Source organism: Burkholderia sp. E168m23 (assembly GCF_016586125.1).
In the GTDB taxonomy this organism is placed as follows: Bacteria; Pseudomonadota; Gammaproteobacteria; order Burkholderiales; family Burkholderiaceae; genus Burkholderia; species Burkholderia orbicola.
Map to the genome: position 1 here is coordinate 1 of NZ_BCPP01000078.1, position 12752 is coordinate 12752.

The 12752-nt window shown below is 63.6% G+C and carries 12 protein-coding genes; 10 read left to right on the forward strand and 2 right to left on the reverse strand.

Features of this window, described 5'->3' with window-relative positions:
- Positions 1-13 precede the first annotated feature (13 nt).
- From JMF90_RS06725 to JMF90_RS06770, 10 genes are all read left to right on the forward strand, one after another.
- Positions 14-478: an Lrp/AsnC family transcriptional regulator gene (locus JMF90_RS06725; protein ID WP_012336653.1), complete on the forward strand. Its 465-nt coding sequence runs from the start codon at positions 14-16 to the stop codon at positions 476-478.
- A gap of 294 nt (positions 479-772) precedes the next feature.
- Positions 773-3169, forward strand: coding sequence for a TonB-dependent receptor (locus tag JMF90_RS06730; protein WP_077179752.1), 2397 nt, complete (start codon positions 773-775; stop codon positions 3167-3169).
- Positions 3159-3947, forward strand: coding sequence for an energy transducer TonB (locus JMF90_RS06735; RefSeq protein ID WP_077179753.1), 789 nt, complete (start codon positions 3159-3161; stop codon positions 3945-3947). Before JMF90_RS06730 ends, JMF90_RS06735 begins: the two co-directional genes overlap by 11 nt.
- A 23-nt stretch (positions 3948-3970) precedes the next feature.
- A complete protein-coding gene (locus JMF90_RS06740) occupies positions 3971-4711 on the forward strand; it encodes a MotA/TolQ/ExbB proton channel family protein (protein ID WP_077179754.1) in 741 nt (246 codons plus the stop codon).
- Between the two features lie 11 nt (positions 4712-4722).
- Positions 4723-5145 carry a biopolymer transporter ExbD gene (locus JMF90_RS06745; protein WP_074807266.1) on the forward strand — a complete coding sequence of 141 codons (423 nt, stop codon included), beginning with the start codon at positions 4723-4725 and terminating at the stop codon, positions 5143-5145.
- The gene (locus tag JMF90_RS06750; protein ID WP_201317305.1) at positions 5142-6953 is read left to right on the forward strand and encodes an ABC transporter ATP-binding protein/permease; all 1812 of its coding nucleotides are present in this window, start codon (positions 5142-5144) and stop codon (positions 6951-6953) included. Before JMF90_RS06745 ends, JMF90_RS06750 begins: the two co-directional genes overlap by 4 nt.
- Positions 6954-7031: 78 nt before the next feature.
- Positions 7032-8252 (forward strand): thioredoxin, encoded by a 1221-nt coding sequence (trxA, locus tag JMF90_RS06755; protein ID WP_201317298.1) that lies wholly within the window; start codon positions 7032-7034, stop codon positions 8250-8252.
- A gap of 224 nt (positions 8253-8476) precedes the next feature.
- Entirely contained in the window at positions 8477-9835 is a 1359-nt protein-coding gene (locus JMF90_RS06760; RefSeq protein WP_077179757.1) for a metallopeptidase TldD-related protein, read from the forward strand.
- A gap of 49 nt (positions 9836-9884) precedes the next feature.
- Entirely contained in the window at positions 9885-11372 is a 1488-nt protein-coding gene (gene tldD / locus JMF90_RS06765) for a metalloprotease TldD (protein WP_077179758.1), read from the forward strand.
- A gap of 31 nt (positions 11373-11403) precedes the next feature.
- Positions 11404-11832: a Fis family transcriptional regulator gene (locus tag JMF90_RS06770; protein ID WP_077179830.1), complete on the forward strand. Its 429-nt coding sequence runs from the start codon at positions 11404-11406 to the stop codon at positions 11830-11832.
- A 77-nt stretch (positions 11833-11909) separates the two neighbouring features.
- On the opposite strand, the gene JMF90_RS06775 is transcribed toward JMF90_RS06770, so the two are convergent.
- Complete coding sequence (locus tag JMF90_RS06775; protein ID WP_077179759.1) at positions 11910-12461, reverse strand: sigma-70 family RNA polymerase sigma factor; 552 nt, start codon at positions 12459-12461, stop codon at positions 11910-11912.
- 74 nt (positions 12462-12535) lie between these two features.
- On the reverse strand, positions 12536-12752 hold a 217-nt coding region (locus JMF90_RS40010; RefSeq protein WP_236597954.1), incomplete at its 5' end, for a hypothetical protein.

A 12752-nucleotide genomic window follows, 5' to 3' on the forward strand; every position in this document is an offset into this window, starting at 1 on the left:
GAGTGGAGGAAGTGTGTTCGACGCTATCGACAAGTCCATATTGTCCGTGCTGCAGCAGGACAGCACGCTCTCGGTGGCCGAAATCGCCGACCGCGTGAACCTTTCGACCACGCCCTGCTGGCGACGCATTCAGAAGCTCGAGCAGGACGGGGTGATCGCGCGTCGCGTGGCGCTTCTGGACGCGAAGAAGCTCAACGTGGGCGTGACCGTGCTGGTGGAAATCAAGACCGCGGAACATACCGCCGCGTGGTTGCGGCGTTTCTGCGACGTGGTGGCGACGATTCCCGAGGTGGTGGAAGTCCATCGCATGAGCGGGCACATCGACTACATGCTCAAGGTCGTGGTGCCGCATATCGACGCGTACGACAGCGTATACCGGCGTTTGATTGGGGCGGTCGACATCTTCGACGTCAGTTCGAGCTTCGCGATGGAGACCATTAAGCAGACCACCGTATTACCGCTCGATTACATGCTGTGACCGCGCGGGCGGAGCAATTTATCGACAGGCACGGAGAAGGACGGAATTTCACCGGCGCGGCGGAAACCGCGGAATGGAATTCCAAAACGGGCGGCGCAAGCGAATTGTTTCAAAAAAACATTCCAGGCCCGGACGATAGACTTGTTTCATCGATGACGCGTTCGGGCAGAGGCTGACCGAAGCCCGATTTGAAGCATGACGGTACTTTGCGACACGATGATGACGCGATTACGCGTAGGAATACTGACAGAACGGACGAAGAGCCAATACATTCGACAAGGGAGTGGTTCAAACGTGAAGCTCAACATCAGAACACGCCGGGCGATCTCGAGCCAGGCATCAGGGGTTGCCATCGCGGTCGCCGTTGCACAGGTTTTCATCGCGGCGTCGGCGCATGCACAACAGGCTGCCCAGCAGTCATGGCATCTCGCGAGCGGTCCGCTGGACCGTACGCTGGTCGAAATCGCGCAGGCGGCCAACGTGAGGTTGAGCTACGACGCGGGCCTCGTGCAATCGTTGAAATCGTCGCCCGTCGAGGGTAGCTACACCGCCGAGGCCGCGATTCGACAAGCGCTTCGAGGCACCGGCCTCGATCTCGTCGCGACGGGCAGCGGTGGTCTGACCATTCAGAAGGCGGTGGCGAAGCCCGCTGCGGCCGCGCCCGTCGCGGCGTCGGCGGCAGCGGCAGCGGCCGCCGTGGGGCCTGTCGATACCACGCTTCCGCTCATCAGCGTGGCAGCCAGCCGGGACTCCGGCGGCACCGGCTTCGTCGCGGAATCGTCGTCCACCTATGCGCGCTCGGACGTGCCGCTGAGCCAGACGCCGAAATCGGTCAGCGTCATCAACGCGGCGGTGATCCAGAGCCAGGCCGCTCAGTCGCTCTCCGATGTGCTGAGGAATGCTTCTGGTGTCGTCACGCGGCCGGGGCCGCTTGGTGTGCCGAGTTACACGATTCGCGGGTTCTCGGCATCCAACCTGACCTCAGACGGGCTCGCCACGGTGGGCTCGGCGCCCAACGTCACGCCGACGATCGCCATCTCGAGCGTGGAAGTGGTCAAGGGGCCCTCGGCCATCGTGAATGGCAACAGTCCGCCGGGAGGCGTCATCAATCTCGTCAAGAAAACGCCGCAGGCCGAACCGTTTCACGAAATCCAGGTGGGCTACGGCTCCTACGGCAGCGAGCAGATCGCGCTGGACAGCACGGGCGCCATCACCGCCGACAAGAAGCTTCGGTATCGCTTCATCATCTCGGGTGAACGGGTCGGCCAGAATTCGATGGGATATGACGGCGAGAGAAATTTCTACTTTGCCCCGACCCTGGAATGGAAGGATTCGACCACGGATCTGACGGTGGGCTATGAGCGCACGGTCAATCGCGAGCCGGTTCCCCCGTTCACCGTCGGCTATGCCAAGGGCGATATCTATCGAAACTATATCGACAGGCCGCTGGGTACGTCGTCCGACCATTTCGGCGCGCAAACGGACAATATTTTCATTCACCTCGAACAAAAGCTCGGCACGGCGCTGACCTTCGTGAGCAAGGGTTCCTATACGCGAACCCAACAAACGCAGCAAGCCTGGACAACGGCGACGCCGCTCTCGGCGACCAACGGCACGTTGTTCCACAACTTCGATTCGGTCTCGGATTTCTACAGTTGGAGCTTCCAGAATTACCTGCGAGCCAAGTTCAATATCGGCGCTGCGAAAAATACGGTGATTGCGGGCTGGGACGTTCTGCGCTACAGCCAGCATCAGTCTGACACCACGACATCGAAATTCATTTCCATTCCGAATGTCTTCGGCTCATTTACGCTTCCGTCTCCCGACACCGGAAACGTGATGCCGAATAACACTACCTACTTCACTCAAACCGGTTTATATCTACAAGATCAGTTTTCCTACAAGAATTTCCATGCGCTTGCGTCCGTGCGCCGGGATACCTATCTGACACATGCGACCTACGCCGGTAACCCCCCAGCGGGAAGCCATCAGAACGCCTATAGCCCGAGCCTCGGCCTGCTCTACGAACTGACGTCCGAGGTTGCCGTCTACGCCAGCTACAACCGCGGCTTCCAGCCGGGCACGGCGCTTCAATTCGGTGGCGGTGTGCTCCCCCCGCAAATCAGCCAGCAAGTCGAAGTGGGCATGAAGTTCAATCTCCTGGACGACAAGCTGGCCATCACGACCTCGGCCTACCGCACCTCGTTCAGCAACTACAACATCAACGATCCGCTCCATCGCGGTTTCTCTATTCCCGTCGGCGGCGCCGTCAGCCGGGGATTCGAAGCGGAGATCAACGGCCAGCCGCTGCCCGGCGTCAACGTGGTCGGCACGTACACGTACAACGACTTCGTGCAGCCCTCCGCTGCCAAGATCGCGGTAAACCTGCCCAAGAACAGCGCCAGCCTGTGGACGACCTACAACTTCCAGACCGAAAAGCTCCAGGGTTTCGGGGTCGGCGCGGGGCTGTTCTTCGCGAGCGGGCAGTACATCGGCTCGGGCTCGGCGTATCGCATCCCCAGCCAGGTGGAGACGGATCTCGGCCTGTTCTATCGGAAGAAGGGGTACGGCTTGAATCTTTCGATCAAGAACGTGTTCAACCGCAAGCTCTACTACAGCAGCACGTCGGCCGCCATGATTCCGATGGGTCCGGAGCGGACGGTCATGCTGACCGGAACCTATGACTTCTGATTCCTTGCCCGGCCGCCCCTGGGATGACGTCGCCGTGCGCGAGAACACGTCCCAGGCACCCTATGCGCGCACACGCCGCATCGCGTGTGCCGCAGGGGTGCTGCTCGCGCATGCGCTGGGGCTGTACGTTGCAGTCCACCAGAGTGCGGTGACGCTCAGGCTCGAGGCGGGACGTCCCGCAGGCGGCACGGTGCAGGTGCAACTGGTTGCCGCGCCGGCGCCGCGGCCCGCGCCAACCCCGCCTGCGCCGCCGAAGCCGCGCACCGAGCCGCCGAAACCCGTGGCGCCGGCGAAGCCGGAAAAGGTGCACGTGCTGGCGTCGCACGCGCCGAGCCCGCGCACGGTGGAAGCGGCGCCGCAGGACGCGCCGAAACCCGCCGAAACGCGGCCGGTCGCGCCGGTGCCCGCGCCGCGTCCCGCACCTGAAGCGGCGCCGGCCCAACCTGTCGCGCAACCCGCGCCGGGGCCGAACCTGCTGGACGCACCGAAGCAAATCAGCGCGGGCGAGTTGAAGCAGTTGGGATGCCAGATGCCGCGACCCGACTACCCGGCGAAAGCGCGACGGCTGCAACAGGAAGGCACCGTAGTCGTGCATCTGAGTATCGGTACCGACGGCGCGGTGACGTCCGCGCGCGTGGCGCAGAGCAGCGGTTCGCCGCTGCTCGACGCGGCCGCCGTCGCGGCGATCCGTGCCGGCCGCTGTCATCCGTACGAGACCGCGGGCATCGCGCGCTCGGTCGAAGCTACCCAACCCATCGCATTCAACCTGAACGACTGAACCCGCACCAATCGGAGCAACACATGGAACAGTATGGCATCGCCAACGTCTGGCAACAGGGCGACTTCGTCACCCGCTTCATCTTCGTTTTCCTGATCGGCATGTCCGTCGTCTCATGGTTCGTGATACTGACGAAAGGATTTTCCAATCGGCGCCTCGAATCGCTCGGCAAGCGCGCGCAAACGGGTTTCTGGTCCAGTGCGTCGATCAGCGACGGCATCGCGGCGCTGGGCGAGCGCGGCGACAATCCTTATCGTGCGCTGGTGCTTGCCGGGCGCGAAGCGAATGAACAGCATGCGGGCAACGAACCATCGATGCAAGGCAGCCTGAGCGCGAGCGAATGGGTGGCGCGCGGGCTGCGCAACGCATTCGACGACGAAGTCGCGCGCCTGCAGAACGGCCTGGCCGTGCTGGGCTCGATCGGCAGCACCGCGCCGTTCGTGGGGCTGTTCGGTACTGTCTGGGGTATCTATCACGCACTCATGGCGATCGGTATGTCGGGGCAGGCCAGCCTCGATCACGTTGCCGGCCCGGTGGGCGAGTCGCTCGTGATGACGGCGATCGGGCTGTTCGTCGCGATTCCGGCGGTGCTCGGCTTCAACTACGTGAACCGCGGCAACAAGCGCGTGAGCCATCGGCTGAACCGCTTCGCGCACGAGTTGCACGTGTATTTCGTCACCGGCGCGAAGGCCCGTGCCGATGCCAGCCGGCCGGTCGGCGCACCGGTCGCGGCCAAGCGCGCCACGCCCAACCTGGCCGCCTGAAGGAGCCCGCCATGTCAATGATTACCGATGGCGGCGGCGACGAAGGCGTCATGAACGACATCAACATGACGCCGCTGATCGACGTCATGCTGGTGTTGCTGATCATCTTCATCGTGACGCTGCCCGTCATCAACAAGGCGGTGAAGGTCGATCTTCCGCAGGCGGCCGCGCAGCCGGCCGTGTCGAAAACGCAGGACATCGATCTGTCGATCACCGCCGACAAGACGGTGCTGTGGAACAAGCAGCCGGTCGACGCGGATGCATTGAAGGCACGCGTGGCCGAGGCCGCGGCGCAGGGCGAGCCGCCCGCGGTCAACATCAACGCGGATCAGCACGTCGAGTACGGCAAGGTCGCGACCATTCTGGCGGCGCTCCAGGGCGGTGGTCTCAACAAGATCAACTTCGTGATGCAACCGCCCGAGGCGCACCAATGACGGTGAACGGCGCTTTCCCCGTTGACCGCGCGGAAGACGCTCAAGCGCGCCGCCGCTTTCCGCCGGTGTGGCGCCTGCTGCTGCCGTACTGGCGTACGCGCGAAGGCGTTTTCTCGCTGATGTTGCTGATGCTCGTGATCGGGTCGAGTTGGGCCACGACGTACGTGATGCTGTGGAACAACAACTGGACCGGCATGTTCTACGATGCGATCGGCGCTTCCCGATTCAAGGTGCTGCCGGAGCTGCTCGTGCGTTTCCTGCTCGTGGCGATGGCCGGCGCGGTCGTGCATATTACCGGAGCGGTGCTGCAGCAAATCGTGCAGATTCGCTGGCGCCGGTGGCTCACGACGTGGCTCGCCGAAAAATGGCTCGCACGCAACAACTATTACCGGATCGAACGCGACCGGGAACTCGAGAACGTCGATCAGCGTATCGCGGAAGACGTGAAGCTGTTCGTCAACGACACGCTGCTGCTGGGTCTCGGGCTTCTTTCAGTACCGGTCAGCATCGTATCGTTCAGCGTCGTGCTGTGGCGCATGGGCGGCCCGTTGCAGATACATGTCGGCGGATCGTCGTACGTATTGCACGGTTATCTGGTGTTCGCCTCATTTGCCTACACCGGCGTCATTTTCGCGGCGACGCACTATCTGGGCCGCAGGCTCATCACGCTGACGGCGAGACAGCATCGTCTCGAGGGCGATTTTCGCGTGCTCATGGTGGGCGTGCGTGAATTCGCGGAACAGATCGCGTTTTTTCGGGGGCAAACGTCCGAGCAGGGGCGTCTGCAGGCATCGTTTCGCTTCGTGGTATCGAATCTCTACGCGACGCTGTGGGTGAATACGCGCCTCTCGTTCTTCACCAGTATCGTCGGCCAGTTCAGTTCGGTCATTCCGATCGTTCCGACCTTGCTGATGCTGCCGCAGCTGATGTCGGGCGGGCTGACGCTCGGCGGGCTGATGAAAGCGAACAGCGCATTTAATTCCGTCACGGGGTCGCTGGCATTTTTTTGGCAAGCCTATCCGGGTTTTACGTCGTGGCGTGCAGAGGCCAACCGTTTGCGCGAATTCCTGCATGTGAGCGAGCATGAGCCGCGGCAGGACATCGCGCTTCACGAAAGCCGCACCGGAGCGGTCGCTGCGAGCGGGCTCGTCTTGCGCGACGCGTCCGGCGACACACTGTCGCGCGTGCCCGACTTCGTGCTCCTGGCCGGCCGGCGGTGCCTCGTGCGAGGTCGCTCGGGATGCGGGAAAAGCACGTTGCTGCGCGCGCTGGCCGGCCTATGGCCCTACGGCGAAGGCACGATCGTGCGTCCGGCAGCCGGCACGTTCTTCTTGCCGCAACGCAGCTATATCCCGCCGGGCTCGCTGAAGGCGGCCGTGACCTATCCGCGCGACGCTTCGGCGTACCCCGACAGCGAATGCGAGGCACTGCTGCACGCATGCGGATTGTCGGCCTATGCGCCCTTGCTCCATGTCGAGGACCGCTGGAGCACACGGCTGTCCGGCGGCGAGCAACAGCGCGTGGCATTTGCGCGCGTGCTGCTCGCCAAACCTTCCACGGTGTTCCTCGACGAATGCACGTCCGCACTCGATAGCCAGAGCGAGAAGGAACTTTACGGTTTGCTAATCGAGCGTTTGCCTCAGGCCACGGTCGTCAGCGTCGCGCATCGCAAGGAACTGCTGGCGTTTCACGACACGACGCTCGATTTTCCCGCACCGGCGGCACCGGAAGCACGACAGGACGCGGCCGACGAAGCGAAGGATTCAAACGCCGGCAGCCGCGCATACGTCGGAACGCAACTGTGCTGAGCGCCACGATCCCAACCGACGCCGTGCATTTGAACACTGTGCGGCGCGCCAACAAACGAAACAGGACAAGATCGATCCATGAGCAATCTGAAAGCAGTGACGCTGGAAACCATCGAAGCCGACGTGATCAACAACCCGCTGCCCGTACTGGTCGACTTCTGGGCGCCCTGGTGCGGTCCGTGCAAGGCGCTCGCGCCGACGCTGTCGAAATTGAGCGAGCAATTTGAAGGCAACGTGGCGTTCGTGAAGATCGACGTGGACGAGAATGCAGGCGTTCGCGAACGATTCGGCGTTCGCGGTATTCCGACGCTGATCCTGCTGCGCGGCGGCAAGGAGCTCGGCCGCGTGGTCGGTAATCGCTCCGCCACGCAACTGGCCGGCTTCATCGACAACCACCTCGGCTCCGTGACGGCGTTGCCGGCGGCGATCGCCGTTGCACCGAACGCATTCGGCGGCAACGCCCAGCTCAAGACGGAGCGCCTTGCCGCGTTGCGCGTGTGGCTGGATCGCAAGCGAGCCGCGCCTTCCGAAGCGATATGGGACGGCGAAATCGGCAGCGCCATTCAGTTCGTCTGCAACACCGCGGACATGGACGATTGCGCAAGAACGCTGGGTATTCCGGCCAACGTGCTGGCCGTGGTGGAATCGCTGTCGAGCTATCGCAGTATCCATCTGAACGGAGCGGAGTTCGTCGCGCAGTGGCTTGACGCCGTTCCGGTGGGAGCGAATCTCTCGCGGCTGCCGCAAATGCTGGTCACGGATCTGCTGTCCGGCGGCGAGATGTCTGAGTTGATCGGCGACGATGCGGCGTTGCTGTCGATTCGCGACCGGCTTGTCGCGCAGCATGATCCGGCGCGGGCGGCAGGGCCGCTCGACTCGGAACTGGCCGCGATCAAGCAGGCGCTCGCGAAGGCCGACGCTGCGGCAGCCGGCGCCGCACACGCGTTGGCGACAAGGCTTCTCGTGTTGGTCGCTCAGCCGCTCGGCGATGCCGCGATCGTCACCGATTTCATATTCGGGCTTGCGGGCGCGCGTTGGGAATTGTTACGCGCGGCCTGCAACTGGACGCCCGACGACGACCGGCGCTTCATGCAACTCGCGGACGAAACGTCGAAGCGCGCGGTGGAGCGCGGCGAAGAAGCTTCGCGAGGCGAGAAGGCCCTCGAGCGGATCGAGTTGGTGGATTCCTCACTCATCGCGCGGTTTCGGTCTCACTACGGTGAGGGCACGAAGGCCATGAAAACGGTCGGCACGAGCATCGGCGATCGTTTGATCGGGCTGACGCAGCGCTGCGCGTAAGTCATCTGAGAAAAAGCGCGCGTCGAACGTAAATTCCGGATACGCCGGCGTGCGCGCAAAACGATTCCACGAATTCGCGAGACGGCGATTTCTTTCGTAAAAAAATTCCGATCGCGCCCGATAGACTATTTCCAATGTGCTCCCGGTCGACATGACGCGAAAACGTCTCGGCAGACGGGCAGGCGCGTGGGGCACACGACAATTCAACACTCGGAGTGGTTTCCATGCATGACGGCGGTACGCAATGGCGCGACGTGAAATCCGATCTGGAGGCGGCGGCCGAATGTGCGCTCGATCTGGCACGACGAGCAGGGGCCGACGGCGTCCGTGTGGAGGTCGATCATGTCGAATCGCGGACGGCGACCGTGCGCAACCGGATGCCGACCGAACGGAGCCTTCGACTGTCTTCATCTATCTCGCTCGCGGTCTATCGCAATGGCCGACGCGGCGCGACGACCTCGTCCGATTTGTCCCCCGACGGCCTTGCCGGTGCGGTGGCGGCCGCCATCGACATCGCGTCGGTCACGGACGTCGATGTTGCTGCCGGCCCGGCCCCGGCGGACTTGCTCGCCAGGGACTTCATCGATCTGGACTTGTATCATCCGCTCGATCTGTCGCTCGATGACATGCTCGACGATGCCCGTCGCGTGGAAGAGGCCGCGTTTTCCACGAGCCCTGCCATCGTGACGACCAACGGCGCCAGCGTCGGAACTTCCGCGGGGTTGTCGCTGCTCGCGACCAGCGAGGGGTTCGGGCACAGCGTGCCGTGGTCCGCGCATTTCGTGTCGTGCATGCCTATCGCGGCCGGCACTGGCGAGAAACAGATGGGATTCTGGAGCGACGGCGCGCGCGCTTATGCCGATCTCGACGCACCCGCGCGGATCGGCACGCAAGCCGCAACGCGCGCGCTCGCGCTGCTGGGCGGCACGCAGATTGAAACGCAGCGTTGCCCCGTGTTGTTCGAGCCGATGGCCGCGATGTCGCTGCTCGGCGAGTTCGTCAACGCGGCATCCGGCGATGCGCTTTATCGGGCGGGCTCGTACCTGACTCGCCGTCTCGGCACCCCAGTCTTTGCCGATCACATTCAGTTATACGAAGATCCATTCGTCTCCAGGGGAATGGCGAGTCGCTGCTTCGACTCCGATGGCGTTGCCGTCTCTCGGCGATCGGTTGTCGAGTCAGGCGTGTTGCGCGGCTATTTTCTTGGCTTGTACGCGGCCCGGCGTCTCGGCATGGCGCCGACCGGCAACGGCTGGGGCCCGCACAACCTCGAAGTGCTCAGTGCGAAAACCACGAACTCGGACGGGATCGACGCGATGCTGGAAAGGCTCGATCGCGGCCTGTTCGTCACCGAGATGGCAGGCGGCGGCGTAAATCGGCTGACCGGCGATTTCTCGCGTGCCGCGAAGGGGTTCTGGGTGGAGAACGGCCAGATCCGTTTTCCGGTCACCGGTATCACGATCGCGTCGAATCTGAATGCGATGTTTTCCGGCCTGCTCGCCGTGGGGGCCGACACCGTGACCAGAGGAAGCTTCCGCACGGGTTCGTGGCTGATCGATGAAATGAGAATCGGCGGCAGCTGACGCGCGCGATGCGCGGCCATCCTTTCCTGTCACATACCGGTACGACACCATGCTGGACACGCACGAAACCCTGACTGACACCCGCGGCCCCTCGCTCGACGACATGCGTCACGCGGCGTATGCCGGGCTGCTCGACAAACACGGCATCGACGAAACGCATTTGTTCGCCGCGCTGAACAGCGCGCTCGGGCAGTCCGGCGACTTTGCCGACATCTATCTGAAGGAGTCGATCGCCGAATCGTGGTCGCTCGAAGGCGGCGCCGTGCGGGGCGGCGCCTGGCAGTGCGATTCGGGATTCGGCATTCGCGTGCTGAACGGCGAGGAGACGACGTTCGCAAGTTCGCAACGAATCGGGGCGGACGCGTTGCGCACGATCGCGCGGCAGATTCGGTCGGGACCGGAGGTTCTTTCCCGCGTAACGCCTCGCGGCGAACCAGCCGGCTCCGCGGCGGCGCGATCGATCTATCTTCCGAGCGCCTCACTCGGCGCGATCGGCGCGGAGCGGAAACTCGCGCTGCTCAAGCGCGTCGACGAACTGGCGCGTTCGAAGGATCGGCGCGTGGTCGAGGTCAACGCCATGCTCGCCGCGACGCACGAGACGGTGTGGATCGCGCGTTGCGACGGACTCGGCGTCGGCGACGTGCGACCCATGCTGCGACTGGCGATCAACGTTCGGGTCAAATCGGGCGACCGGGTCGAAAGCGCGAGCGGCGGGATCGGCGGCCGCTACGAGCTCGCTTCGTGGTCGGACGACGACCTCCGCACGCTGGTGTACGACCGCGTCGAAGCCGCGCTGACGAAACTCGATGCACGGCCCGCGCCGGCGGGAACGATGACCGTCGTCGTCGGGCCGGGCTGGAACGGCGTGCTGTTGCACGAAGCCGTGGGCCATGGTCTCGAGGCCGACGGCATACGGCGCAAGACGTCGGTGTTCGCGGGCCGCGTCGGCGAGCAAGTGGCGGCGCGCAACGTCACCATCGTCGACGACGGCACGCTCGAAGGCCGCCGCGGCTCCCTCAATGTCGACGACGAGGGCTGTCCGACGCAACGCACGGTGTTGATCGAGGACGGCGTGTTGCGCGGCTGCATGCAGGACTCGCTCAACGCGCGGCTGATGAACATGCGGCCGACGGGCAATGGCCGCCGCGAGGGCTATGCGGTGTTGCCGATGCCGCGCATGACCAACACGTTCATGCTCAATGGCGATCGCGAGCACGACGAGATCATTGCGTCGGTGAAGCGCGGGATATACGTGGCGGGGCTCGAGGGCGGGCAGGTCGACATCACGAGCGGGCAGTTCGTGTTCGAGGCGTCAGAAGCATTCCTGATCGAAAACGGCAAGCTCTGCGCACCCGTGAAAGGCGCGACGATCACCGGCAACGGGTTGGAAACGATTCAGAAAATCAGCATGGTCGGCAACAACCTCGAACTCGACACGGGCCGCGCCGTGTGCGGCAAGGCCGGCCAGTCGGTGCCCGTGAGCGTGGGGCAGCCTACCGTTCGCGTGGACGACATGACGGTCGGCGGAACGGCATGACGAATGCGTGCGGACGGATGGCGAACCGAAGATGAGAGGGTGGACGCAGCGTCTCGACCAGTCGAGGGTCCGGTCGCGGGCGGACAAGACGGAACTTCTGCCTTTACCGAAAACCATTCGCGATGCGCTTTCGCTGGAGTATCACCTTCAGCTCGAAGCGCTGCGCGCCGGGGCTGGCTCGCTGACCGCGCTGCGCATCCTGCTGCGCGTGGCGATGGCCGCCGCGATGCTGCGCGAGCTCGGCTACGGTGGGCGACACCTGCATGCGGCCGACGAATACGAACGTATCGCCGGCGATGCCTATGAATCGGGAGAGGAAGGCCGCTACGGATTCGATCCGGCCGCCTTTCGCCTGTTCGCGGCGCTCGTGACGGATCACGACTCGCAACTCGAGACAGCGCCCGTCCGGGTGATCGACATCGTCGCACGGCAACTGGAGCGACCCGGTACGGCGCAGTGAAAGCGGCATGTTCGCGACAACGAACGGCAGGGAAGAAGGTCAGCCGGCAGCCGAGCGCCGACGCGGGTGCCGCCGGCTCATGTCATCAGATAGCACTGCGTCAAGGCCTGCGCGATATATTTGCGCACCATGCTCACCGACACGCCGAGCCGCTCGGCGATTTCAGCGTGCGTGAGGCCGTCGATCTGACTCATCACGAAAGCGCTTTTCGCGTTGGGTGACAGGCCGTTCAACGCCTGATCCACGAGCAAGAGCGCCTGTGTCACTTCCGCCATGCTTTCCGCCGACGGGGTGACGGCTTCTTCCCGATGGGCAAGCGTTTCCAGATACGCGCGTTCCAGGTCGCGGCGGCGCCACATTTCATAGGTGAGGCGCTGGGCGATGACCGTGAGAAAGGCGCGTGCATCGCGCACCGCTGTCAGGTCCTGCATACCGGCAAGTTCCGCGAACGACGACGACGCGAGATCCTCCGCATCGGCAGGCGAGCCGACGCGCCTTTGCAGTTTCGACTTCAGCCATGCATAGCTCGCGCGGAATTCACTCGTCAGCCATGCCGCGCGCGAGCGCGTGCGTTCGTCGTCGACATCGCATCTCGTGGGGGAGCCACTGATCGGTGAACTGTAATTCATATGAAACGGATTCCTGGACCCGCGGCGTCAAGACATGCAAGCGTGCACGAAAACAGCACATGAAGAAGCGCACATTATTTGCGCCGCCACGCCTCTGGAAGTGACAACGCCTCTGCGCAGCGCCCAGGCTTGAGTATGCCATTACAAAAACCACCGGAGTCAAAGTGGTTTGAAACCAACGCAATATTTTGCGCCGTCGTTTCGCCGTCGAAGGAACCCGCCGTCATCGGTCGATAAGTCTGATGAATACGCGAACGATACGGACACCGCATCATCGAGGGAACCAAGGAA